Raw genomic sequence first — 21,838 nt, 5'->3', positions numbered from 1 at the left:
TTTCCGCTATCTCAGTTTCATCATCTCGGCTCTGAAGGCCTCGGTGGGGGTGCGCCAACCAAGGCACTTTCTGGGCGTACCGTTCAGGCGGTCGCAAATCGCCTTCATCTTGCGATTTGACAGCGCCGCGAGTTGGGTATCACGCGGCAGATACCTGCGGGCGCGTTTGTTCAAATTCTCAACTGATCCTTTTTGCCAGGGCGCTTGCGGATCGCAAAACCAGCTTTCCGTTCCAATGCCGGATTTCAACTTGCGCCATTCGCGGAACTCGAAGCCCCGGTCGAAAGTGATCGACTTCCGCGCGGGTTGGGGAAGGGGCTCCATCACATCCATCAGCTTGTTAATGAAGTGTGTCGAACTGCGGTCGTTGTTGCGGAACAAGACGGCAAACCGGGTCTTCCGCTCGACCAGCGAGGCGACGTTCATCTTGCCCTGAGACCGCTCGAAGATCATCAGATCGCCTTCCCATTCGCCAAAGGTTTCACGGGTGGCGACGTACTCAGGGCGTTGATGGATGGACCGATCCGGCGGGAAAACCTGGCCTCTGGGTCGCCTGGCATAGCGTAGCCTGCGTTTCCTGCGTCGGCTGGGAAGGTGGCGTGCCAGGTCTTCCGACTGCCCCTCCTTGCTGTAGACATAGGCGTAAATCGTTTCGTGGCTGACCCGAACAGGCTGGTCTTCGAAACCGAGACGGCCCGCGATCTGTTCTGGCGTCCAGCCTTCGATGAGCCGACCGACGACGTGCGTGCGCAATGCTTCCAGGCGGATCAATTTGCGTCTGCGAGCACGGCGCTTTGATGCTTCACGCTGCGCGACCATGCCATAGTAGCCGTTCAGATACGGCAGCTCTTCGTCGGTGAAAAAGTTCCGTTTGATCTCGCGATAGACGGTCGAACGATGCCGACCGATCTCTGCGGCGATCTTGCTGACCGGTACTTTTGCATTCAGCATGTCTTCGATGGCGCGTCTCTCACGCAAATCCAGCTCTGTGTGGGCCATGTCCGTTCTCCTTGCTTTCCAGCAAGATAGGGCATTTGTCGCAACCTAGTTTAGAATCTGCCCCTACGCACGTCAAGAATCTGATAGTGAAGTTTATGTTAAGCTAAGGATGGCTATCCAAAACCGCACTCCAGGGCAACGATTCGTAATCAAATCACGCGGGCAGGCCCGGAATGCGTGGAAACGGTAGACTTCTACCTCAGACATATGCCTGAGCCTCGATGGTCGTGCCCGAGTTTTCGGTCGAAACGGTAGCCAGTTCATCTAATAAGTCTGCTTCGCGATTTGCTAGGGCGAATGAGTTGTCAAGCCGATCCGGGGACCCGCAAGCGGATATGCGCTCGATATGTCCGGGAATAGCGAACCGCAGTCCGAACAGGCGCTCGACTCCCAGTCCGATAAGACCAATATTCCAGATACCGAAGAAAAGGATTGATGAATGAAACGACGCACCTTTCTACTGACCGGCGCTGCCGCCACAATCGCGCTTCCGGCCATGGCCGATACCGCACCGGCCATCAAGGTTGTCAAATCCCCGACCTGCGGATGCTGTACCGACTGGGTCGATCATGTCCGGCAGGCCGGATTCCAGGTCGAGGTCCAGGATGTCGAGCAGGACGCCCTCTATGCGCTGAAAGACAGGCTCCAAATCGCGTCGGAACTGGCCGGTTGCCACACCGCCGTGGTGGGCGATTATTTCATTGAGGGCCATGTGCCGGCAGAAGACATCGCCCGGCTTCTCTCAGAGCAACCGGCGGCGCGCGGGCTCACCGTGCCGGGTATGCCGATGAGTTCCCCCGGCATGGGCGGTCCCGGTGCCGGCGATACGTTTGATACGCTGCTTGTCGGGCCCGATGGCGCGACATCGGTCTTTGCCAGTCACAGCTAGGCCAATCGGTAGGCCCCACGGGACGGGTTTGTGACCCGGCCCGCTTCGACAAGCGCCCGCAGCGCACGGTAGGTCGCCTCATGCGTCAGCTGGAGACGGGCGGCAAAGTCGACGACGGTGCCCTCCAGAAGACCCGCAACGATCCCCGCCATCACCCGATCCTCGGCGCGGCGGATGCCGACAATTTCCATGATCTGCCGGTGCGCCTGAACCTGTTGGGCCGCCTGGCGTCCATAGGCCCGCGCAAAGTCCGGGTTCGCGAAGGCGGCGAGAACCGCGGATTTGTCGATCCGGACCAGGTCTCCAGCGTCCATCACGATGGCATCGCAATGATAGCGCTCCGAAAAGACCGAGGCTTCGGCAAAGCTGGTCCCGGATGCCGCCCGGTGAATGATGAGGCGCTCGCCATTCGGACCAACCCGCTCGAGATGTACACGCCCGGTTATCAGCACATAGAGACCCCGGGTCCGTGCACCCTGTCGAAAGAGCACGTCGCCAACCGCAATTGTTTGCGGCCGAAGCGCAGATGTCGGAAGAAGATCGTAGGGCTCTGGCAGCATATGATTGAAATCATATTCCGTAGTAGGTCTGCGTGCTAGGAAAAACGGGTATCTTGCCGTTCAAAAGGAGCCCGCCATGCGCCTTGTTGCTCTCCTGCTTGCCCTGTCATTGTCTAGACCCGTCGCGGCCCAGCACAGCCATTTCGCGACCGGGCATGCGATGCCGGGCCCACAGGAAACCGGGCAATCGGCCTTTGCCGCCATGGCCGAGATCGTGGCGCTCCTACGCGCCGATCCCGATACCGATTGGGCAAACGTTGATATTGCGGCTCTGAGGCGACATCTGGTGGACATGGAGCTTGTAGCGATGGAGGCCGAGGTTACCCGCAGTGCGCGGCCTGCCGGTATCCGGTTCGAGGTCCGGGGGGCACCGCGCGTTCTCGATGCCATTCGCACCATGGTACCTGTCCATGCGCCTTTCCTTGCGGCCGAGACGGGTTGGGACGTCACGACAGAGGATCTCGGGGACGGCGTCGCCCTCCTCGTCGATGGCGATACCGACCAGATACAGGGTCTTGGGTTCTTCGGACTGATGACCATTGGCGCGCATCACCAGAAGCATCATCTCATGATGGCAAAAGGCGAACCGCCCCACCATTGAGTTGAAGATCGGCCACAGTTTCCCTCCGCCAGGCCCCGGGTTGCAGACAAACCGTTACAAAACCCGCGTTGACGTTCCGGCGCGGGAAGGTTGCACATTTGCCATGCTATGGATGCGACCGATAACACTGAACGCAGGGATTTCCTGTATTACGCCACTGCTGGCGCGGGCGTGGTCGCCTCAGGTGCGGCGCTCTGGCCGCTGATCAACCAGATGAACCCCTCGGCAGATGTGCGCGCCCTGGCGACAATCTCGGTGGATATCTCCGGGCTCGCCGAAGGCACGCAACTGACCGTCAATTGGCGCGGAAAGCCCGTCTTCATTCGCCACCGGACGCAAGCTGAGATGGCCCAGGCGCGTCAACAGGCGGTCTCCACCTTGCCGGACACCGATGCGCGCAATCCCAATCTTCCCGGCGAGGCCGCAGCGCAGGATGAGAACCGCGCCATTTTGGGCTATGACGCCTATCTGGTGATGATCGGTGTCTGCACCCATTTGGGATGTGTCCCGCTTGGCTATGGTGCGGGCGATTTCGGAGGGTGGTTCTGTCCCTGCCACGGGTCGCATTACGATACCGCTGGACGCATTCGCAAAGGGCCTGCGCCGGAGAACTTGCACATCCCACCCCTGGCCTTGTCCGACAACATGGTGCTGACGCTAGGCTGAATAATATGAACTTTTTGACGTAGTCGCGCCGTGTGAAACCAGACCATATTCAGACGCCTTCCGATCACCATGGATTGCGTCGCACCACATCCGAATTATTCTTTGCCCGGATATTTCGCGAAGTGGGGCTCTGGCTTCCATCCAAGCGAGGTTGCGGTTGACGGGTGCGCGCCTGTTGCCCGAAGCGATCATCGCTCCAAACACGGCCAATGTGAGTCACCATGTGAAGTTTGGAATGACTGATCTTTCGCTGTTCGGAGACCAAATGTGCCTAGATGGGTGGAAGATTGAGCAAAGAAGCGCGCTAATCAATACCAGACCGGACAGGAGGCCAATGACCATTAGATGCTTTGAACCACCGTCATGAGCGGTGTCCGAACACCTGTGCCTCCTTATGCGCATTGTCGCTCGCTTCAAACTCAAGCGTGGAATGCTCAATTGAAAAACGTCCATGCAGCACTGATTTGACGTTTTCTTTAATTTTGTCGGCCTCACTCATCCGGTCGCGTTCGACGACAATATGGCAGTCCAATGCCGCAGCGTGCTCCTGCATTTGCCACAGGTGGACATGATGCACGTCCACAACGCCATCGACACACTGGATCGCTCTGACCACGTCGTTTCCATCCACATCCGGCGGGCTTCCAAGCATCAGGGTTCGAATTGGGCCCCCTATTTCGGTGAAGGACAGATACAGGATGTAGAGCGCGATGCCGATGGTGATGGCCGGATCAACCCAACGCATATCATAAAGTATAATAAGCGTCCCGCCGACTATGACGGCCACTGAAGCCAACGCATCCGAAAGGTTGTGGAGAAAAAGCGCACGGATGTTCACGCTCCCCTTCTGCATCGAGTAGGTCAGCATTGCGGTCAGCGTGTCGACCACAAGCGCGATTCCGCCGAGAATGACGACGGTCCACCCCATGACTTCGGGTGGATCAATCATGCGCATGCCACCCTCGTAGATCAGGTAGAAGCCGATCACGATCAGGGTGGTGTAGTTGATCAGGGCCGCCACGATTTCGACCCGGCCATAGCCGAAGGTCATGCGTTCATCCGCCGGTCGGCGCGCGATCTTACGTGCAGCGAAGGCAATGACAAGCGAGGCCATATCGGAAAAGTTGTGCAGCGCGTCGGCGATCAGTGCCAGACTGCCCGACAAAATGCCCCCGACGACTTGCGCAATCGTAAGTAGCCCATTCGCCCAGATCGCGATCGCAACCCGCCGATCCCCAGAGTCCGGATCGATATGCGCGTGCCCGTGGTCATGCGGCATTGGCGGGCTCCTGATGCGTGTGTGTCGCGCGTTGGTCAGTCTTCAGACGACCGTTGCGGAGACCACGTACGCGCGCATTCATCCAGTGGCGTATGATATGACGGTAAAGGGCACCACGCAGCCATCCAAAGGATTGCTCATGGGACAAATAGAAGGCGTCCGGCGTATCAAACACGCCGAAATCCTGCACGATGCCGGTTTTCTGAATGTAGGTATCTTCTCCGTTCCAGGCGACGGGAGGCGCGCCAAGGCAATCCGTGCCCGCGCCATAACCGCAGAGACTGTCCGTGTCCGAGAAAGACTTTTGCAGGACTGTCAGGAAACCGCCATCCAGGATGAAGCCTTCAAGGTTGATCCAGGCCCTTTGATATTCGATCTCAACCCATGAGTGGAGAATTTCCTGCGGAGCAAGCGGATACACCAACTCTGGGACAACGCCGCGCTGCAAGCCTTTGTGGATCGTAAACCCATGCAACCGGCAACGAATGCCAACACCACGCAGCAGCGCCATCAAGAGCGTGCCTTTGGTATTGCACTGCCCGTAGCCGTCGGAAAACACCTCGGATGCGGGGATGTCGTCAGCTCGATTGTATCCGAACGCGATTTCATTCCGAACGAAATCATAGACTGCTCCGATCCGATCGTATTCGGATAAGTCGCGCCAGCCGCGATTTTCAATTAGATCCGCAAGAGGCGCGGCATCAAAATCCAGTAGTCTGGTTGGTGCAAGTAGGGGGTCGGTCATCTGCAATGGAGTGCTCCTCGAATCGTCTTGGAACAAGACTAATTGCTATAGTCACTATAGCATCAACCCTTTGCTCAAAAATTTTTACGTTTGCCCCAACTCTTATCTTATGCCCCGATTTCCTCGTGCTCGGTCAAGCATTCCGAATGGTCCCGCAACACCTCAAGCACTTTGCAATCTCCCGTCCGCCCGCCGCTGCATTCGTGAACCATGCGTTTCAGTTCCGTGCGCAGCGCCTTCAGGCGGGCCATGCGCTGCTCCACCTGTTTGAGCTGGCGACGCGCGATGGCATCTGCCTCGTCGCAGGGGCGGTTGGGATGGTCGCTGAGGTCGAGCAGCTCGCGGATCGCATCGAGCGAGAAACCGAGTTGCCGCGAATGGCGGATGAAGGACAGTCGGTCGAGCTGTGCATTGTCGTAGCGCCTCTGTCCGCCTTCGGTCCGGCCAGGTTCGGGCATGAGTCCGATCTGTTCGTAGTACCGGATGGTCTGCACTTTTGTGCCAGTCTTCTTTGACAGAGTACCGATCGTGAGCATTCTCGCCTCCATGAAAAAGGTAAAGTTTGTGTAGGTTTGGCGGTCGGAAAATACAAGTGCCGGATTCACAGATGCGTGTGTTCAAGCTTTACTATGACTTCGCGCTTGAACCTCTAGCTGCTAGAGGATGTAGACGCAGCAACAATCAAGAATCAATGGCAGGCGCTCAGGATTGTCCCTTACATCGGCACAGAAATTTCTTTGGGTTTTGGCGGGCGTCGCAGCGCTTGCCTTCGTATGGCTTTTCCTCTGGTCGGACTATCGTGCCGACCGCGCCCGAACCGACACCGAGCCGCCTTTTTTCGCTGAGTTCGAACTGACAGACCACCGGGGTATGGTTCAAACCGAGGAAGACTTTGCGGGGCGCTGGATGCTGGTGTTTTTCGGCTTTACCAACTGCCCCGACGTTTGCCCGACGACCCTATCTGAGGTCGCGGCGGTGATGGAGGGTCTGGGCGACGATGCCGCCAAGGTCCAGCCGATTTTCATAACAATCGACCCTGAACGAGACACGCCCCCAGCACTCGCCGAATACGTCCCGCTGTTCGATGCGGGCATCATCGGGCTGACGGGCACGCCGGAACAGATCGCCGCCACGTCCGAGACGTTTCCAAGCTTCTTTGAGCGCGTCGAAGAGGCGACAGCGCCGGATGGTTACACGATGGGCCACACGTCGCATCTATTCCTCTTCGATCCCGACGCGGGCTTCGCCGACTCGTGGCCCTACGGCACCTCCGCCGAAGAGATCCTCGCCGATCTGGAAGAGAGGATCTGACCGATATGAACCGTATGTCCGGAGAAACAGCCCTCGGGCTGGCATGGATCATCGCGCTCGTCGCCTCGCTTGCCGTGCTTTTCATCGGCGAGGTGCTGGGGCAGACGCCCTGTGTGCTGTGCTGGTTCCAGCGCGCCTTCATGTTTCCCTTGGCCATTGTCCTCGGGCTCGGCCTTTGGTGGCGGGACGGTCGCGTGGGGCGCTACGGCATCGCATTGGCGCTTGGCGGCGGCGCAATCGCCCTCTGGCACATGGGGCTGTACGTCGGTCTTGTTCCCGAACGCATCCAGCCCTGCACGGCCACCGGCCCCTCTTGCACCGATGACAACCAACTGGTCTTCGGCATCCCTATCCCGCTGATGGCGCTCGCCACCTTCGCGCTGATCGGGGCGCTGTCGGCCCTTTCACTGAAGGACACACGAAGATGAACCGACGCGGCCTGATCCTGTCCGTTCTCGCCCTCGGCGTCGCCGGTTTCGCCGGAGCCACCTGGTTTGCAAACCGCCTCGGCCCGGTGGCCGAAGTTGAGCCCGTTGCGCCGGAACTCGCGGACGCGATGATCCGCCCCTACTCGCCCATCCTTGGGCCTGCGGAGGCGCCCGTCACGATCGTCGAATTCTTCGATCCGGCCTGCGAGGCCTGTCGCGCCTTTCATCCCATCGTGAAGGACATCATGGCCGAGCATGGGGATGCTGTCCGCGTCGTGATCCGCTACACGCCCTTCCACGGCGAGGCATCCGAGGAAGCCATCCGCGTGCTCGAGGTGGCACGCATGCAGGATGTTTACGTGCCGGTGCTGGAGGCCGTTTTGCGGGAACAGCCGAGCTGGGCGTCGCACGGTGCCCCGGCGCCCGGCCTGATCCTTCAGATCGGCGCCACGGCCGGACTCGATGCCGAGGCCGCGCGCACGCAAATGCTGGCACCTGATGTCGTGGCAATCCTGAATCAGGATCGTGCTGACGTCGAGACCGTGGGAATTCGCCAGACGCCCACATTCTTCGTGAACGGCAAGCCGCTCGATCCGTTCGGGGAGGCAGAACTGCGGCGATTGGTGGCTGCCGAAGTCGCTGCCGCGCAAAGCTGAATGGAAAAGGCAGGATCAGAACCATGAAAAAGTATATTTTGACCAGCACACTAGCGGCGCTTTTGACCCTTGGAGGGCTCTCGGTGCCTGCGCTGGCCGGACCAGAGGATGTTGTCGTCGAGAACGCGTGGTCCCGCGCCTCCATCGGGATGAACCGTCCTGGAGCCGCCTACATGACGATCCGCAACACTGGCGACGAGCCAGTGACGCTGATCGGCCTTGCAACACCGCTCGCGATGATGCCCGAAATCCACGAGACGAAGACAAATGCCGAAGGTGTGAGTTCCATGAGCCCGGCGGGGGAGATCGCGATCGCCCCGGGCGAGAGCGTCGCGCTCGAACCGGGGGGCCTGCACGCAATGCTGATGCGGCTACAAGAACCGATGACGAAAGGGGACACCTTTCCGCTGACCCTGCTTTTCGACGACGGAGGCGAGGTGACGGTCGAGGTGCCGATCCTCGGCATCGCCGCGCGGGGGCCAGAGGACTGATGCGGCGACGGGCGATCCAGGGGTATGGTGCGGCTGGTGTCGGGGCGGTCGCCCTTATGCTCTTCGTCGGTTGGTGGCAGGTCGATGGCCCCGGTGGACCTGAGCCTATCGGGCAGCGGCCTGTGGCTCTGACCGCGATGGATTTCCGTCTGACGGATCATGAGGGCAACGCGGTCGGGCCGGAAACCCTGATCGGGCGACCGACGATTGCGTTCTTCGGCTTCACCTACTGTCCCGATGTCTGCCCGACCACGCTCTCGGACATTTCGGGATGGCTCGACGATCTGGGAGACGAGGCCGACGAGATGAACGTGGTTTTCATCACGGTCGATCCCGAGCGCGACACTGTAGAGGCGATGGCCGAATATGTCGGCTACTTCCATCCGGCGATCCGCGGCTGGACGGGGCCGGAGGAGCAGATAGCGCGCGTCGCGGACGGCTTCCACGCCACCTACGAAAGGGTGCCGACGGAGAGCGGCGATTACACGATGAACCACAGCGCGAGCGTCTTCCTGTTCGCAGCCTCTGGGCGGTTCGTCACCATGATCGACTATCACGAACCCAGAGAATTCGCGGTACCGAAAATTCGCCGCGCGCTGGCAGAAGAAATGGAGGGGGCGACATGAGGCTCAGAACTTTGGCGGCGGTTGTCGCAATTGCGGGGACGGTTTCGGGAGCGGCTATCGCCCTCTCTGATTTCATGTCGAAAGAACCCGTGCCGCCGGAACTTGCCTCGGCAGGTAAATGGATGCCCCAAGGTCCTGAAGCTCCCCAAAACGTTGACATCCTCGTGACGCTGCCCGCGACGGCATGGGCAGAGGATGCACCCAACCTCGGCCCCCTGCCCCTTCTGCAGGTCGCGTTTGCCGACAGGCCGGTGCAGGCGATCGAGCCACCCCTGTCGACGTGGTCGCGCGACATTGCACCTGGCGAGACGCTCGATTTCTTGCTGTCCGAAGCTGGACTTGCGGCACCTGACAGAGCCGAAGTTGCCCTCGCGCTTGGCGCGGAATACGATCTGCGACGGCTGCGGCCGGGGCACTCGGTCACTGTCGCTTCGACCGTGGACGGCAGACCCCGCACCGTCTCGCTCGCCGTCGAGGACGGAGTGCGGATCGAGGTGGTTTTCGGCGAGCAGTTGTCCACGCAGGTCGTGGCTCCGGATCCGGAGATCGTAACCCTTGCCGGCGAAGCCGTGATCGACAGCTCGATCTTTGCGGCACTCGACGAAGCCGGCATACCCGCCCGTTTTTCCGTGGACCTTGCGCAGATGCTGGGTGGGACCGTGGATTTCCGCCGCGAGATGGCCGGAGGCGAGACACTAAGGCTTCTCTGGCGCGAGGCGCGTGTGGGGGCGGACAGGATCGGACAGCCCGAGCTCGCCTTCGCCGCACTGGAGATCGGCGGTTCGCTTTACGAGATCGTATGGCCGGACGACGGCAGCGGTCAGGCGACGATCTACGTCGATGGCGAGGTGCTGCGCGTCTTCGCACAGCCGGTCGAGGGTGCGCGCCTCAGCTCGGTGTTCGGACGCCGCACGCATCCGGTCTTTGGTAACGTCCGGATGCACACCGGCGTCGATTTCGCAGCGGCACGTGGGACACCGGTTCAAGCGACGGCACCGGGGCGGGTCAGCTTCATCGGCTGGCGCGGCGGCTATGGCCGTGTGGTCGAAATCGCCCACGGCTCCGACACCTTGACGCGCTATGCGCATCTGAGCGCCGTGCCGGATGGCCTGGCACAAGGCCAACGCGTTGCGGCGGGAGATGTGATCGGCCGCGTCGGCGCGACTGGCACGGCGACAGGTCCGAACCTGCACTACGAAGTCCTCGTGGATGGGCGCCCGACTGACCCCCTCTCTGACGACCGGCTCGCCGAAGCAGCCGAGAGCGAAGCGGATGATACCGCCGCGCTCTCGCGTCTGGCCGAGGCGCGCGCGCTTCTGAATCAAAACCTCGGCAGCGAGATTGCCGAAACGACAACCGAAAGGCTCTGACCCATGAAACGCATGACCCAAGCTCTGGCAATCACCCTCGCCCTGTTACCAGCGGCCCAGGTCCTCGCAGAGGCAACGGCGATCGAGGTCCGCAAGACGAACGGTTGCGGCTGTTGCCTGTCTTGGATGAACCATCTCGAAGAAAACGGGTTTGCGCCGACGGGCGAGAACATGTTCGGTGGGTCGCTGGTTCGCTTCAAGCTCGACAACGGGGTGCCGCAGCGCATGGTCTCCTGCCACACCGCGCTCATTGATGGCTACGTGATCGAAGGCCATGTCCCGGCCGCTGACATCCGCCGCATTCTCGAGGAGCGCCCGGACGCCGTCGGCCTCGCCGTTCCGGGGATGCCCTATGGCTCGCCCGGCATGGGGCCAGAAGACGACCGCGAGGCCTATGATGTCTTCCTCATCCGCAAGGACGGGTCGACGGAAGTCTTTTCGAGCTACGCCGAAGGATAATCTGGCCCGCCCATGGAAAATCTGTCTCCGATAATGCTCGGCTTTCTCGGAAGTCTCGCCGCCGGTGCGCTCACGGCAGTCGGAGCAGCTCCCGTGCTGTTTGGGCGCATCCCGTCCCGGGCCACGCGCGATCTGTCGCTCGGCTTCGCTGCCGGTGTCATGCTGTCAGCCTCGTTCTTTTCGCTGATCATCCCGGCATTGGATGCGGCCGAGCCGATGTTCGAGAACGGCGCGATGCCTGCGGCCATCGTATGCGTCTCGATCCTTCTGGGAATGGGGGCCGTCGCCCTGATGAACGAAAAGCTGCCGCACGAGCATTTCAAGACAGGACGCGAAGGGCCCGAAGCGGCGTCTTTGCGGCGGGTCTGGCTTTTCATCATCGCGATCACGATCCACAACTTCCCCGAAGGCCTCGCGGTCGGGGTCGGCTTCGGATCCGGAGGTATGGAGGGCGGTTTGCCGCTCGCCATCGGCATCGGGCTTCAGAATGCGCCCGAAGGATTGGCCGTCGCTGTATCTCTGCTGGGCGAGGGATATCCGAAGCTGCGCGCCTGGGGCATCGCGGCGCTGACGGGCATGGTCGAGCCGATTGGCGGCCTGCTCGGGGCCGGGATCATCACACTGTCGGAACCGCTGCTGCCATGGGGACTGGCCTTTGCCGCGGGCGCAATGCTCTACGTCATTAGCCACGAAATCATCCCCGAAACCCATCGCAGCGGCCATCAGAACAGGGCGACGCTCGGTCTCGCAGTCGGGCTCGTTCTGATGCTGTTCCTTGATGTCTGGTTGGGATGAGGCAATGTCACTAAACAAGGTATCTCCGATGATCGGCGTCTTCGCAGCACTTGCTGCGTTCGCGATCGATCAGATCACCAAAGCCATTGTCGTTGCGAATGCCGTCACTTTAAGCGCCGGAATTCCCGTGTTTCCGGGATTCAACCTCGTCTTTTATCGTAATGACGGCGTGACTTTCGGGATGTTGGGCGGCGCGCCGTGGTGGAGCCTCATCGCTTTCGCTCTTGCCATCTGTGTTTGGCTGGGGGTTATGCTGTTTCGCGCCGACAATGCGGTGGAAACGCTTGCCTACGGTGCGATCATTGGCGGAGCCCTGGGCAATGTCATCGATCGTGTGCGGTATCGGGCTGTAACAGACTTTCTCGATTTCTACATTGGCACAACACATTGGCCTGCCTTCAACTTGGCCGATGTATTTGTCGTCAGTGGCGTGGGGCTCTTGCTCGCCGCGCCATGGATCAGCGCGCGGCGTTCGATCAAGTCGTGAAGCCGGAAATTCTGAACCGCATCGCTCTGCGCCACCGTTTGCTTTCGCGGATGACGCTTGGTTTCGCCGCCGGGGCGATGACCGTTCTGACTTTCCCGCCTCTTTCGATTCTCCTGCTCGTTCCCGTTGCCTATTCCGCGTTGTTTGTCGGGCTTCGCGATCTCTCCTTCGGGCGCGCTTTCCTCGTCGGCTGGGCGTTTGGTCTCGGCCAGTTCGGTTTCGGGATTTGGTGGATCGCGGAAAGTTTCTACGTCGAGGCCGAGCGGTTTGGGACGATGGCGATTCCGGCGGTCGCGGGATTGTCCGCAGGTCTCGCGATTTTCCCAGCCATTGCCGCTGCGCTTTTTGCCGAAATCGCGCGGCGCGGAGCCATGGGCAGTCTCTTGGCCTGCCTCCTGTTCGCGACCTCCTGGACCGTGGCCGAGTGGTTGCGTGGTCACGTTCTGACAGGGTTTCCCTGGAACCTGGCCGGTTACGCACTTGTAGACTACGCCGCCCTTCGCCAGACCGCCGCCTGGGTCGGAAGCTATGGGCTAAGCTTTCTCACCGTGTTCGTCGCGGTACTCCCTGGCGCGGCTGCTATGGCGTCCGGGCGGCAACGATTGACCATCTCGCTCATGGCGCTGGCCGGAATCGCGACGATGTGGGCTGTCGGCACGCTGCGCCTCCAGTCGGATGCACAACAGCCACCCGGTGTCGACCTGCGCATCGTCCAGGGCAACATTCCACAAGAGGAGAAATGGGCTCCCGAGAACCGCGAGGCGACCTTCGCGCGCTATCTTGAGCTTTCAACCCGGCCCGGCGATTTCGACGTGCTTCTCTGGCCGGAAACCGCCTTTCCGGGTTTCCTCGATGAGGATACGGAGGCACGGGCCCGCATTGCCGCAGCGCTACCAGACGGCAGAGTGCTGCTTACCGGTGTGCCGGACCGTGTACCGAGCGAGGATGGCACCCGATATTTCAACACGGTCCAGGCATTTGACGAGACCGGCGAGATCCTGACCGGATACGCGAAACACCATCTCGTGCCCTTCGGCGAATATGTGCCATTCCGCGGCTGGTTGCCCATCGAGCGGCTCACGGCGGGTCTGGGCGATTTTACGCCCGGACCGGGCCCGAGAACGCTTGCGCTTCCGGGTGTGCCGCTGGTCGCCGTGGCGATCTGCTATGAGATCATCTTCCCAGGGCATGTGGTCGACGACCTGTTCCGGCCGGACTGGATTTTCAACGCCACCAACGATGCCTGGTTTGGCACCAGCATCGGACCCGAGCAGCATCTGGCTTCCGCACGGATGCGCGCCGTGGAGGAAGGCCTTCCTGTCATCCGAGCCGCGAATACGGGCATCTCCTCGGTCATCGACGCGAACGGAGAAATCGTTGCGCGGCTCGATACCGGCGAAACAGGGATCATCAATGCTAGCCTGCCCTCCGCGCGGCCGCCGACACTCTACGCGAGCTTCGGGGACTGGATGCCGTTGGCGTTCATCTTGGCTTCGTGGAGCTGGGCAATGGCGGCCAATGCGACGGCGCGCTACCGCCGCATGAGAAAAACCGTCATGCAAAGATGTGGATAGGTGTTCCGTCCTTCACCATTGCATAGATGTCCTCGATCTGCCGATCTGTGACCGCGATGCAGCCAGCTGTCCAGTCGCGGACGTCCGTTGGGTCGATGCCCGGGCGTGGACCACCATGGATGAAGATGTCGCCGCCGGGGGAAAGGCCCTGCGCTTCGGCAAAGGCGATGTCGGCCTCATTCGGATAAGAGATACCAACTGAAAGATGATAGGTACTTTCAGGGTTGCGCTTATCGACTACGTAGGCGCCCTCCGGGGTCCGACCGTCTCCCTCGAATTGCTTGTGACCCTCGGGCGCGAAACCCAGCCCGACCGGATAGGTTTGCAATACGCGATCGGCTCCGTCCAGAACAAGCAAGCGCTGCCCCTTGTAAAGCCGAACACGGGTCACCTCGGGTCCGCCATAGCTGCGGAACTTGCTGGCACAGCCGGACAAAAACGCTGCCAACCCGCCCAACAGGACGGCACGGCGGGGAAATCGGATGGTTTTCACTGCTCGATGCCTCTTTCGTGAGGTCTGATATGGACATTACGTTACCTTGCAAATGCTGCGTGATCAATGTCCGTGGGCAAGCGCGGCCTTTGCCATCTGTGGACCAACCTGTTCACCGCCGGACGGCGGTGCCTTGGCCTCTTGGCTGTTCAGCAGGCGCAGGGCATTGGCCACCACCAGCAATGACACTCCTACGTCGGCTGCAATAGCGCCCCACATCGATGCCAGTCCGAACGCGGTAGCGACAACGAAAACGCCCTTGGTCGCCAAGGAAATACCGATGTTCTGATGGATAATCGACATTGTCCGGCGCGAATGACCGATCAGCCAAGGCACCTTCCCGAGGTCGTCTGTCATCAGGGCAATATCCGCCGTCTCGATTGCCGCGTCCGAACCAACGGCACCCATCGCGATGGCGTAATGCGCGCGCGCCATGGCCGGGGCGTCGTTGACCCCGTCGCCGATCATGGCCACCATGTCATGCGTTTCGACCAGTTCTTCGATGGCTGTCACTTTGTCTTCGGGCAGAAGCTCGGCGCGGACCTCGTCGATGCCGACCTCGGCGGCAACGGCGCGCGCTGTCCGCTCGTTGTCGCCCGTCAGCATGACGATGGTCTTCACGCCCTGCGCGTGGAGCTGTGCCACGATGCCCTTGGCGTCGGGGCGGATACGGTCGCGCAATTCCAGGATGCCGGTGACGCCGGTGTCGTCGCCCACGGCAACAAGGGTGCTGCCAGCCCCTTCGATGCGGTCGCGCAAATCCTTCGGAATGGCGTCGCCGAAACCCTTCTCCTCGGCAAACCGGTCCGACCCCAGCCAGATCGACCGGCCGTCTGTGCGTCCTTCAAGTCCCCTGCCCGGAACGGTTCGGGTATCTTCCGCGGCGGATACCTTGATGCCGTCGGCTTCTGCCCGCGCAAGAATGGCGCGCGCCAAGGGATGCGAGGAACGTGCCTCCAGCCCAGCGGCGAGGGTCATCAAATCTTGCGCCGATGCTTTGCCCAGCGGATGCACCGCCGCCACCTCGGGCTCGCCCATGGTGATCGTGCCGGTCTTGTCCATGGCCAGTGCAGTGGTCTTGCCTGGTGCCTCAACATATGCACCGCCCTTGATCAGCACTCCGGCCCGCGCTGAGGCGGTGAGTGCGGCGACGATGGAGACCGGCGTCGAGATGACCAGAGCACACGGGCAGGCGATCACCAGCAGCACGAGTGCATTGTAGAACCAATAATCCCAGGCCCCACCGATAATGAGCGGCGGCAGCAGGGCAATTGCAATGGCGAGAGCCATGACGATAGGCGTGTAGATGCGGGCGAATTTCGCCACCCACTGCTCCACCGGCGCGCGGCGGGCATGGGCGTCGCCGACCATGCGGATGATCTTGGCCAAGACGGTGTCCGAGGCGGCCTTCGTGGCGCGCACCGTCAGTGTGCCTTCGCCGTTGATCGTACCGGCATAGACTTCGTCGCCCCGTTCCTTTGGGACCAGCGCACTCTCTCCGGTGATTGGCGCCTGATCGACGGCCCCTGCCCCATCGACAACCTCACCATCCAATGGGATGCGGTCTCCGCCGCGCACGACGAAATGTGCGTTGATAGCAACCGCAGAAGCCGGAACGTCCGCTTCCGAGCCGTCATCATTAAGAACTCTTGCCGTCGGCGGCGCGAGGTCGAGCAGAGCTGAAACCGCATTCCTCGCACGCCCGATGCTCCAGCTTTCGAGATAAAGCGAGAGCGAGAAGAAGAACGCGACTGTCGCCGCCTCGAAAAATTCGCCCAGGCCAATTGCACCCGCGACTGCGACGACCATCAGCAGGTTCATGTCTGGCGACAGCCGCCGTGCGGACGACCATGCCTTGGGTGCCACGAGCCAGACACCGAACAGGATAGCAACCGCGAATAGCCCTGCCTCGACCAGTGGCATCGGCGCTTCGCCGTGCCCTGCGAAGAGGCCGAGTGCCCCGCCCATGCCGGTCTCGATGATGTGCCACAGAAATCCCGCGGCCCAGAAGCCGCCACTGAGCGCCGTAAACAGCCGCTGTCGTGCAAGATGGGCCGCCTGGTCGACCGACGCGTTTTCGGCATCCCAGGGCTTGGCGGTCATGCCGGTCCTTGCGACCAGTTCTGCAATTTCGCCGTCCGATACACTCTTGGCGCTGTCGAGAATAGTCATCCGTCCATTGATCACGTCGAACGCGAGATGCTCGGCCCCGCCGATCTTCGGGCCGACCACCTTGTTCAGGATTGCTACCTCCTCGGCGCAATCGAGGCCGGACACCTGAAAACTGCGCCCGCCCGCTGGCGCGGGGGTCGCCGGAACGATGTCGCCGCACGATCCGGCGCTGCCGCAGCAGCTGCCGCTGCTTGTCTGGGTATCTTCGGCGTGATCGTGACGGTGGGTGTCGGACGGCATGAACGGACCTCTGGATTCGGGTGCTTCGCCATGGCATAGCCCCTACAGTAGCTAGAGCTTCAAGAGCAAAATACGGTGGTATTTCAGTTTGTTTTATTGCTAGAGGATGCGGTGACCGGCTCTATCACGCCTTTAAGCATGAACAGCCGCTGCAAAGAAAAACAGTCACGAAAGGAAGCTTGATGCGGGTTATGATGCTGAAGCAAAAAATTATGGTCGCAGTGGCGTTGTCGCTTACGGCCGGGTGCGCAGTCCAGCCGACTGGGCCGGGCGACGCGGCAGACCAGCGGGGCAACGTTCCCGAAGCTGTGATTGCATTGGCTGCCCCGGATCAGGATGTTGCAACCGCGCGCTTGGTACCGGAAGACGGGTGCTACTGGTACGAACACAGCGGCCCCGTTGAAACGACCCTGCTGCCGCTGCGAACGGCGAACGGCAATCGTATCTGCACCCCTCGCGAAACTTAACTACGTTTGCCGACCGCTGCTTGGCTTAGCTGCGGGCAGTGACGCTGTCCTCTGCCGAGTAAAGATAGGCCGTAGAGCCGGTCTCGACGTTCGGGTAAAGGTCATTGATATGGGCCATGACCATCCGTACGCAGCCCGAACTTGCGCGGCCACCGATACTCCGTGGGCTCGGAGTGCCATGGATGCGCAGAAGGGTATCGCGATCCCCGACGTAGAGATACAGCGCCCTTGATCCAAGCGCGTTTTCCGGTCCGGGTTCCATGCCATCGGCAATATCAGCATAAAGTTCGGGGTCGCGATTGATCATGCTCTGTGTCGGTTGCCAGTGCGGCCACCTGACCTTGCGCTTGATGGTATAGACACCCGGCTCGTAGAGGTTCCCCCGCGCGATCGCCACGCCGTAGCGCATCGCGGTCCCACCCTCTTCAATGTGGTAGAGATATCGCGCGACCGCATCGACATGGATATCTCCCGGCACGAGACCGTCGTTCGCGACTACACGTTGCGGTAGGAACCGCGGGTGCAATCCCCATGGGTTGGAAGTCTCGGCAACATAATCCTGAGGCGTCACCTGTGCGTCCCACGCAGCCTTCTGCGCCTCGGTTGGCCAACTGTCGGCAAAAGCCACGCCGGGAACGGTCACCGAAAATAGCGCCGTTGTTGTCTGGATGAAGTGTCGTCTTGTCAGCATTTCGTACCCTTTCGGTTCCCGCCGGCGATTGATGGCAAGAACGGCATGTGTTCACTTTCAGTAGATAAGACTTCTAGTAGCTAGAGGTTCAAGGGAATATTTTTGTGAACAAGTCGGCGGTCCTTTCAGGCTTAGAGCGCCTGCTACGGTTGCACTTTGTATCAACTGACAAGCTACTCTCGTTGGGCCAGATCTGGTCTGCGCAACAACGCGCTTCTGTTTCGAGAACTCAAAACCTTCATCGCTGTGATTTGCGCAGAACTGGCCGCCCGCCTAAATGAGTAGGGGCCACCAACTCCACGCGATTCGGCAGTGGTAGCCCCTGAGTTCAACTGGCGTCTTTGAATTCGGCATATTCACCGCGAACCTGAACGGTCACGGTGGCGGGCTCGCTGTCGCGGTTGCGCCAGAACCAGCCGTGTTCGCCGTCGAACGCGGCGACGATCTCGCCTGCGTCGCCAGTGGAGCCGCGGCTCTTATCATAGGTCACCGACTGACCGCCGCCATGGCCATGCATATCGAAGTTCACGCGACCGCCTTCGACAAAAATCCGGTATTCGACCGTCTGGCCTTCTTCCATCACCAGCTTCCATTCGGCACTGTCACCAGGTGCTAGAGTAAAGGATATCTCATCGCGCCAGACTTCGACTTCTTGCGCGTGTGCCGCGCCGACGAAGAGCCCGAAAATATCGTTCATCAGGCTCGACTGTTCCTCTGCCTCAAGCTCTATCAGCCTGTCGGCCTCGGCCTCTTCCGCGAGCTGGGTCTTGATCTCGCCCATTTCCGCCAGTCCAAGGACTCCACCGATCCCGGTCGGGTCGATGTTGTATTCAGCGGGCAACACGACGGTCACGAGGATCGCGACGGCGCTGGCGGCCGCGATGGCGGTGGAACGGATCAGCTGCGCGGAGCTTGGCAGTTCTTCGAGGCTCGGTTTTTCTGCGTTGAACATTTTGGTCTCCAATTTCTCAGGTGGCTACGAAATAGCCGGTGATTTGCAAGCCCATCAGGATGAAGCCCATGGACATCATGACGACGTTGGCGGTGTAGGCTTGGCGGAAGAAGTTCGGGGACTTCCGCCAGTAGCCCATGACGATGAGGATCATGGCGAGCGCCAGAAGCTGACCGATCTCGACGCCCACGTTGAACGCCAGCAGGTTGGCCAGAAGTCCGTCCGAGGCGATCTCGTAGTCGAGGATCTTGGTGGCCAGGCCAGTGCCGTGGAAGAAGCCGAAGATCAGCGTCGCGGCCTTGGTGTTGGGTTGGAACCCGAACCAGCGCTGGTAGGCGCCGAGATTGTCGAGCGCCTTGTAGACGACCGACAGGCCGATTATGGCGTCGATGATATAGGCATTTATGCCCCATCCGAACCAGACGCCCGCCAGCATCGTGGTCGAATGCCCGAGGGCGAAGAGGCTCACATAGATGCCCACGTCCTTCATCCTGTAGAGGAAGAAGACGACGCCAAGCAGGAACAGGATGTGGTCGTAACCCGTCACCATGTGTTTGGCACCGAGATACATGAAGGGAATGATGTTTACCCCCCAGATTTCCTGGATGTAGCCCGCGTCACCTTCGGTGACGTTATGGGCAAGCGCGTGGCCCGCACTTGAGATAAGCGCTGACAGCGTAATGAAGGACAGGATCACGATCCGGCGTATGCCGGGATCGGTCCAGCCCCGATGGACTGTAGTCATGGATTGAACTCCGCATATGTGTTGATGATCGAATGAAACGCGCCGATAGCGCGCGGTCGATCAGACGCGCGGAGGTCGTTCGATCTGGTCGATCCGTAGCGTATTCGCTGTGGCTGAACTCAGCCACCATGCGGTCCTGTAGATATCGAGCGGCTGCGGCGACAGATCGGGGCGAGGCACAACCGCCTGGCTGTGGTCGTGATCGATACTGTCGTGGCTGTGCCCGTGCATGGCCCAAGCCAGGTCTTCTTCCAAACCGTGCGAATGCCCGTGCTCGGCGATCATCTCCGCGTGCTCCTGAAGCACATCGATGATCGCGGGAGCGTGCGAGGTTGTAGGCATCACCGACCAGACAAGAATGGCCGCGCAGAGAAGGGTCGCGAAAGCCGCCTTTCCGATTGTCCGTAAACTTGTCATCAACTCTGCCTGCCCGCTCGTCGCTCGCGTGGTGCGTCGCGGCACCATCTTGTTCTATCCCCCAGGGGAGGATAAGCCTTTCATATGACAGATTCCCCGGTTCATGCAAGTCATCCCGCCCTCGTCGCCCGGCTGAAACGTGCTGACGGCCACCTGCGCGCCGTGATCGAGATGATCGAGGCAGGCAAGCCCTGCCTCGAAATCGCCCAACAGATGCAGGCGGTCGAAAAGGCTATCACGAACGCCAAGCGGGCGCTGATCCATGACCATATGGATCATTGCCTGGACGTCGAGGGGTCCGAAACGGATCGTGCCGAACTGCGGACGATTGCCCGCTATCTCTGAGGCTCGCCATGCTCGATATCCTTTCCGACCGCACCTACCGTCATCTGTTTCTGGCGCAGATCGTGGCGCTTCTGGGAACCGGACTCGCAACGGTCGCGCTCGGTCTGCTGGCCTTCGATCTTGCAGGCGACGGGGCCGCGCTGGTGCTGGGCACGGTCTTCACCATCAAGATGGTGGCCTATGTGGGCATCGCCCCCATCGCCGGGGCCTTCGCGGACCGGGTGCCGCGCCGCGCGCTGCTGGTGACGCTTGATCTGGTGCGGGCGGGTGTCGCGCTGGCATTGCCCTTCGTGACCGAGGTCTGGCAGGTCTATGTGCTGATCTTCCTGCTGCAATCGGCCTCCGCCGCCTTCACGCCGACCTTTCAGGCGACGATCCCGGACGTTCTGCCCGAAGAGGCGCGCTATACCCGCGCGTTGTCGCTGTCACGGCTGGCCTACGATCTGGAGAACATCGTCAGTCCGACCTTGGCCGCACTTCTGCTCGCGGTGATGTCCTACAGTTCGCTTTTCCTCGGAACGGTCGCAGGTTTTACCGCCTCGGCCCTCCTGGTCGTCTCGGTGCTGCTGCCGAGCCCCCGTCCATCCGAGCCCCGCGGCGTCTATCACCGCACCACGCGCGGCATCCGCATCTATCTTGCCACGCCCCGCCTTCGCGGGCTCCTGGCGCTGAATCTTGCGGCAGCGGCGGCGGGGGCGATGGTGCTGGTCAATACCGTCGTTCTGGTGCGCGGAGAGCTCGGCCTGTCCGAGAGTGCACTGGCCTGGACGATGTTCGCCTTCGGTGCGGGCTCCATGACGGCCGCTCTGGCTTTGCCGCGTGTTCTGGATGCACTGCCGGACCGGCCTGTGATGTTCGGTGGCGCGCTGCTGATGGTGGCGACACTTCTGGGGCTGGGAATGACGGTCCTCGTAGCCGGGCTCGGCTGGTCGATCCTTCTGGCAGCCTGGTTGCTGGTGGGACTTGGGTATTCCGCCGTCCTCACCCCTTCGGGCCGCTTGCTGCGCCGTTCCGCCCATGCCGGAGACCGCCCGGCACTCTTCGCAGCGCAATTCGCGCTGTCGCACGCCTGCTGGCTGGTGACCTATCCATTGTCGGGTTGGATGCTGACGGTCTATGGCGTCATTCCCGCGCTGGCCGGACTGGCCCTCCTCGCTGGCATTGGAATGCTTGTTGCATTGAAGCTCTGGCCCGCAAACGATCCTGTCGAGGTAGAGCATACCCACGACAATCTGCCGCTTGATCACCCCCATCTGCAAGGGCATCGCAGGCACAGCCACGCCTTGATCATCGACGAGAGCCATCCCAGCTGGGCCACGCATTTCTAAGTTGTGGATCAAGGCCAAGACAGGACGCAGGCAAGTTTACTTTCTCCCTTAT

At 60.9% G+C, this 21,838-nt stretch carries 27 protein-coding genes; 16 read left to right on the top strand and 11 right to left on the bottom strand.

Annotation, left to right across the window (positions count from 1 at the left end; translation table 11 throughout):
• Nucleotides 1-6 precede the first annotated feature (6 nt).
• Nucleotides 7-999, bottom strand: coding sequence for an IS30 family transposase (locus ACP159_RS20035; protein ID WP_425101343.1), 993 nt, complete (start codon nt 997-999; stop codon nt 7-9).
• Between the two features lie 439 nt (nt 1,000-1,438).
• Here ACP159_RS20035 and ACP159_RS20030 point away from each other — a divergent pair, with 439 nt between their 5' ends.
• Complete coding sequence (locus ACP159_RS20030) at nt 1,439-1,888, top strand: DUF411 domain-containing protein (RefSeq protein ID WP_425101481.1); 450 nt, start codon at nt 1,439-1,441, stop codon at nt 1,886-1,888.
• On the opposite strand, the gene ACP159_RS20025 is transcribed toward ACP159_RS20030, so the two are convergent.
• Nucleotides 1,885-2,448 (bottom strand): Crp/Fnr family transcriptional regulator, encoded by a 564-nt coding sequence (locus ACP159_RS20025; RefSeq protein WP_425101480.1) that lies wholly within the window; start codon nt 2,446-2,448, stop codon nt 1,885-1,887. The two genes, ACP159_RS20030 and ACP159_RS20025, sit on opposite strands and share 4 nt — an antisense overlap.
• 76 nt (nt 2,449-2,524) lie before the next feature.
• Between ACP159_RS20025 and ACP159_RS20020 the strand changes: the two genes are divergently transcribed.
• Both ACP159_RS20020 and petA read left to right on the top strand, forming a co-directional pair.
• Nucleotides 2,525-3,049, top strand: coding sequence for a hypothetical protein (locus ACP159_RS20020; protein WP_425101479.1), 525 nt, complete (start codon nt 2,525-2,527; stop codon nt 3,047-3,049).
• A 108-nt stretch (nt 3,050-3,157) separates the two neighbouring features.
• Nucleotides 3,158-3,715: a ubiquinol-cytochrome c reductase iron-sulfur subunit gene (petA, locus tag ACP159_RS20015; RefSeq protein ID WP_425101478.1), complete on the top strand. Its 558-nt coding sequence runs from the start codon at nt 3,158-3,160 to the stop codon at nt 3,713-3,715.
• 361 nt (nt 3,716-4,076) lie between these two features.
• Here petA and ACP159_RS20010 read toward each other — a convergent pair whose 3' ends face one another.
• The 3 genes from ACP159_RS20010 to ACP159_RS20000 all read right to left on the bottom strand — a co-directional run bounded on the left by ACP159_RS20010 (nt 4,077) and on the right by ACP159_RS20000 (nt 6,275).
• Nucleotides 4,077-4,994, bottom strand: a complete 918-nt coding sequence (locus ACP159_RS20010) for a cation diffusion facilitator family transporter (protein WP_425101477.1) — start codon at nt 4,992-4,994, stop codon at nt 4,077-4,079.
• Nucleotides 4,984-5,739 (bottom strand): transglutaminase-like domain-containing protein, encoded by a 756-nt coding sequence (locus tag ACP159_RS20005; protein ID WP_425101476.1) that lies wholly within the window; start codon nt 5,737-5,739, stop codon nt 4,984-4,986. Before ACP159_RS20005 ends, ACP159_RS20010 begins: the two co-directional genes overlap by 11 nt.
• Nucleotides 5,740-5,846: 107 nt before the next feature.
• Nucleotides 5,847-6,275, bottom strand: a complete 429-nt coding sequence (locus ACP159_RS20000) for a MerR family transcriptional regulator (RefSeq protein ID WP_013959865.1) — start codon at nt 6,273-6,275, stop codon at nt 5,847-5,849.
• A gap of 208 nt (nt 6,276-6,483) precedes the next feature.
• On the opposite strand from ACP159_RS20000, the gene ACP159_RS19995 reads away from it, so the two are divergent.
• The 10 genes from ACP159_RS19995 to lnt are packed head-to-tail and all read left to right on the top strand — an operon-like array spanning nt 6,484 to nt 13,936.
• The gene (locus ACP159_RS19995) at nt 6,484-7,050 is read left to right on the top strand and encodes an SCO family protein (RefSeq protein WP_425101475.1); all 567 of its coding nucleotides are present in this window, start codon (nt 6,484-6,486) and stop codon (nt 7,048-7,050) included.
• 5 nt (nt 7,051-7,055) lie between these two features.
• Nucleotides 7,056-7,478, top strand: a complete 423-nt coding sequence (locus ACP159_RS19990; RefSeq protein WP_425101474.1) for a disulfide bond formation protein B — start codon at nt 7,056-7,058, stop codon at nt 7,476-7,478.
• Nucleotides 7,475-8,134 (top strand): DsbA family protein, encoded by a 660-nt coding sequence (locus ACP159_RS19985; protein WP_425101472.1) that lies wholly within the window; start codon nt 7,475-7,477, stop codon nt 8,132-8,134. The genes ACP159_RS19990 and ACP159_RS19985 overlap by 4 nt, the downstream gene beginning before the upstream one ends.
• A 23-nt stretch (nt 8,135-8,157) precedes the next feature.
• Nucleotides 8,158-8,625, top strand: a complete 468-nt coding sequence (locus tag ACP159_RS19980) for a copper chaperone PCu(A)C (RefSeq protein WP_425101471.1) — start codon at nt 8,158-8,160, stop codon at nt 8,623-8,625.
• Nucleotides 8,625-9,251 carry an SCO family protein gene (locus ACP159_RS19975; protein ID WP_425101470.1) on the top strand — a complete coding sequence of 209 codons (627 nt, stop codon included), beginning with the start codon at nt 8,625-8,627 and terminating at the stop codon, nt 9,249-9,251. Before ACP159_RS19980 ends, ACP159_RS19975 begins: the two co-directional genes overlap by 1 nt.
• Nucleotides 9,248-10,621, top strand: a complete 1,374-nt coding sequence (locus tag ACP159_RS19970) for a M23 family metallopeptidase (RefSeq protein ID WP_425101469.1) — start codon at nt 9,248-9,250, stop codon at nt 10,619-10,621. The genes ACP159_RS19975 and ACP159_RS19970 overlap by 4 nt, the downstream gene beginning before the upstream one ends.
• 3 nt (nt 10,622-10,624) lie before the next feature.
• Nucleotides 10,625-11,080 (top strand): DUF411 domain-containing protein, encoded by a 456-nt coding sequence (locus tag ACP159_RS19965; RefSeq protein ID WP_089851977.1) that lies wholly within the window; start codon nt 10,625-10,627, stop codon nt 11,078-11,080.
• 12 nt (nt 11,081-11,092) lie between these two features.
• On the top strand, nt 11,093-11,875 hold the full coding sequence (locus tag ACP159_RS19960) for a ZIP family metal transporter (protein ID WP_425101468.1): 783 nt from the start codon (nt 11,093-11,095) through the stop codon (nt 11,873-11,875).
• A 28-nt stretch (nt 11,876-11,903) separates the two neighbouring features.
• Nucleotides 11,904-12,362 (top strand): signal peptidase II, encoded by a 459-nt coding sequence (gene lspA / locus ACP159_RS19955; protein WP_018001715.1) that lies wholly within the window; start codon nt 11,904-11,906, stop codon nt 12,360-12,362.
• Entirely contained in the window at nt 12,329-13,936 is a 1,608-nt protein-coding gene (gene lnt / locus ACP159_RS19950) for an apolipoprotein N-acyltransferase (RefSeq protein WP_425101467.1), read from the top strand. The genes lspA and lnt overlap by 34 nt, the downstream gene beginning before the upstream one ends.
• Here the strand turns inward: lnt and ACP159_RS19945 are convergent.
• Together ACP159_RS19945 and ACP159_RS19940 are read right to left on the bottom strand one after the other, a co-directional pair.
• Nucleotides 13,917-14,429, bottom strand: a complete 513-nt coding sequence (locus ACP159_RS19945; protein ID WP_425101466.1) for a L,D-transpeptidase family protein — start codon at nt 14,427-14,429, stop codon at nt 13,917-13,919. The two genes, lnt and ACP159_RS19945, sit on opposite strands and share 20 nt — an antisense overlap.
• A 63-nt stretch (nt 14,430-14,492) precedes the next feature.
• Nucleotides 14,493-16,841 (bottom strand): heavy metal translocating P-type ATPase, encoded by a 2,349-nt coding sequence (locus tag ACP159_RS19940; RefSeq protein WP_425101465.1) that lies wholly within the window; start codon nt 16,839-16,841, stop codon nt 14,493-14,495.
• Nucleotides 16,842-17,023: 182 nt separating this feature from the next.
• Here ACP159_RS19940 and ACP159_RS19935 point away from each other — a divergent pair, with 182 nt between their 5' ends.
• A complete protein-coding gene (locus ACP159_RS19935; protein ID WP_107718016.1) occupies nt 17,024-17,308 on the top strand; it encodes a hypothetical protein in 285 nt (94 codons plus the stop codon).
• A gap of 25 nt (nt 17,309-17,333) precedes the next feature.
• Here ACP159_RS19935 and ACP159_RS19930 read toward each other — a convergent pair whose 3' ends face one another.
• From ACP159_RS19930 to ACP159_RS19915, 4 genes are all read right to left on the bottom strand, one after another.
• Entirely contained in the window at nt 17,334-17,999 is a 666-nt protein-coding gene (locus ACP159_RS19930; protein ID WP_107718014.1) for a L,D-transpeptidase, read from the bottom strand.
• Between the two features lie 328 nt (nt 18,000-18,327).
• A complete protein-coding gene (locus ACP159_RS19925) occupies nt 18,328-18,951 on the bottom strand; it encodes a transmembrane anchor protein (protein WP_425101464.1) in 624 nt (207 codons plus the stop codon).
• A 16-nt stretch (nt 18,952-18,967) separates the two neighbouring features.
• Nucleotides 18,968-19,696, bottom strand: a complete 729-nt coding sequence (locus ACP159_RS19920) for a HupE/UreJ family protein (RefSeq protein ID WP_425101463.1) — start codon at nt 19,694-19,696, stop codon at nt 18,968-18,970.
• Nucleotides 19,697-19,756: 60 nt separating this feature from the next.
• Nucleotides 19,757-20,161: a hypothetical protein gene (locus ACP159_RS19915; protein WP_244906231.1), complete on the bottom strand. Its 405-nt coding sequence runs from the start codon at nt 20,159-20,161 to the stop codon at nt 19,757-19,759.
• Between the two features lie 36 nt (nt 20,162-20,197).
• Here ACP159_RS19915 and ACP159_RS19910 point away from each other — a divergent pair, with 36 nt between their 5' ends.
• Both ACP159_RS19910 and ACP159_RS19905 read left to right on the top strand, forming a co-directional pair.
• Nucleotides 20,198-20,458, top strand: coding sequence for a metal-sensing transcriptional repressor (locus ACP159_RS19910; RefSeq protein WP_096807345.1), 261 nt, complete (start codon nt 20,198-20,200; stop codon nt 20,456-20,458).
• A gap of 8 nt (nt 20,459-20,466) precedes the next feature.
• Nucleotides 20,467-21,786, top strand: a complete 1,320-nt coding sequence (locus ACP159_RS19905) for an MFS transporter (protein WP_107718010.1) — start codon at nt 20,467-20,469, stop codon at nt 21,784-21,786.
• Nucleotides 21,787-21,838 lie beyond the last annotated feature (52 nt).

It is taken from the genome of Tropicibacter sp. S64, from assembly GCF_049803835.1.
Classification (GTDB): Bacteria; Pseudomonadota; Alphaproteobacteria; order Rhodobacterales; family Rhodobacteraceae; genus Pacificoceanicola.
The sequence above is the reverse complement of the archived record's forward strand: the minus strand, read 5'-3'. Positions and strand labels throughout refer to the sequence as shown.

Bases quoted from the DNA above. Each gene is read 5' to 3' on its own strand.
- lspA (WP_018001715.1), top strand. From the start codon at position 11,904: ATGATCGGCGTCTTCGCAGCACTTGCTGCGTTCGCGATCGATCAGATC.
- ACP159_RS19935 (WP_107718016.1), top strand. From the start codon at position 17,024: ATGCGGGTTATGATGCTGAAGCAAAAAATTATGGTCGCAGTGGCGTTG.
- petA (WP_425101478.1), top strand. From the start codon at position 3,158: ATGGATGCGACCGATAACACTGAACGCAGGGATTTCCTGTATTACGCC.
- ACP159_RS19905 (WP_107718010.1), top strand. From the start codon at position 20,467: ATGCTCGATATCCTTTCCGACCGCACCTACCGTCATCTGTTTCTGGCG.
- ACP159_RS19975 (WP_425101470.1), top strand. From the start codon at position 8,625: ATGCGGCGACGGGCGATCCAGGGGTATGGTGCGGCTGGTGTCGGGGCG.
- ACP159_RS20020 (WP_425101479.1), top strand. From the start codon at position 2,525: ATGCGCCTTGTTGCTCTCCTGCTTGCCCTGTCATTGTCTAGACCCGTC.
- ACP159_RS19925 (WP_425101464.1), bottom strand. From the start codon at position 18,951: ATGTTCAACGCAGAAAAACCGAGCCTCGAAGAACTGCCAAGCTCCGCG.
- ACP159_RS19970 (WP_425101469.1), top strand. From the start codon at position 9,248: ATGAGGCTCAGAACTTTGGCGGCGGTTGTCGCAATTGCGGGGACGGTT.
- ACP159_RS20030 (WP_425101481.1), top strand. From the start codon at position 1,439: ATGAAACGACGCACCTTTCTACTGACCGGCGCTGCCGCCACAATCGCG.
- ACP159_RS19910 (WP_096807345.1), top strand. From the start codon at position 20,198: ATGACAGATTCCCCGGTTCATGCAAGTCATCCCGCCCTCGTCGCCCGG.
- ACP159_RS19920 (WP_425101463.1), bottom strand. From the start codon at position 19,696: ATGACTACAGTCCATCGGGGCTGGACCGATCCCGGCATACGCCGGATC.
- ACP159_RS19940 (WP_425101465.1), bottom strand. From the start codon at position 16,841: ATGCCGTCCGACACCCACCGTCACGATCACGCCGAAGATACCCAGACA.
- ACP159_RS19960 (WP_425101468.1), top strand. From the start codon at position 11,093: ATGGAAAATCTGTCTCCGATAATGCTCGGCTTTCTCGGAAGTCTCGCC.
- ACP159_RS19980 (WP_425101471.1), top strand. From the start codon at position 8,158: ATGAAAAAGTATATTTTGACCAGCACACTAGCGGCGCTTTTGACCCTT.
- ACP159_RS20035 (WP_425101343.1), bottom strand. From the start codon at position 999: ATGGCCCACACAGAGCTGGATTTGCGTGAGAGACGCGCCATCGAAGAC.
- ACP159_RS19990 (WP_425101474.1), top strand. From the start codon at position 7,056: ATGAACCGTATGTCCGGAGAAACAGCCCTCGGGCTGGCATGGATCATC.
- ACP159_RS19965 (WP_089851977.1), top strand. From the start codon at position 10,625: ATGAAACGCATGACCCAAGCTCTGGCAATCACCCTCGCCCTGTTACCA.
- ACP159_RS20025 (WP_425101480.1), bottom strand. From the start codon at position 2,448: ATGCTGCCAGAGCCCTACGATCTTCTTCCGACATCTGCGCTTCGGCCG.
- ACP159_RS20010 (WP_425101477.1), bottom strand. From the start codon at position 4,994: ATGCCGCATGACCACGGGCACGCGCATATCGATCCGGACTCTGGGGAT.
- ACP159_RS20005 (WP_425101476.1), bottom strand. From the start codon at position 5,739: ATGACCGACCCCCTACTTGCACCAACCAGACTACTGGATTTTGATGCC.
- ACP159_RS19985 (WP_425101472.1), top strand. From the start codon at position 7,475: ATGAACCGACGCGGCCTGATCCTGTCCGTTCTCGCCCTCGGCGTCGCC.
- ACP159_RS19930 (WP_107718014.1), bottom strand. From the start codon at position 17,999: ATGCTGACAAGACGACACTTCATCCAGACAACAACGGCGCTATTTTCG.
- ACP159_RS20000 (WP_013959865.1), bottom strand. From the start codon at position 6,275: ATGCTCACGATCGGTACTCTGTCAAAGAAGACTGGCACAAAAGTGCAG.
- ACP159_RS19915 (WP_244906231.1), bottom strand. From the start codon at position 20,161: ATGGTGCCGCGACGCACCACGCGAGCGACGAGCGGGCAGGCAGAGTTG.
- lnt (WP_425101467.1), top strand. From the start codon at position 12,329: ATGGATCAGCGCGCGGCGTTCGATCAAGTCGTGAAGCCGGAAATTCTG.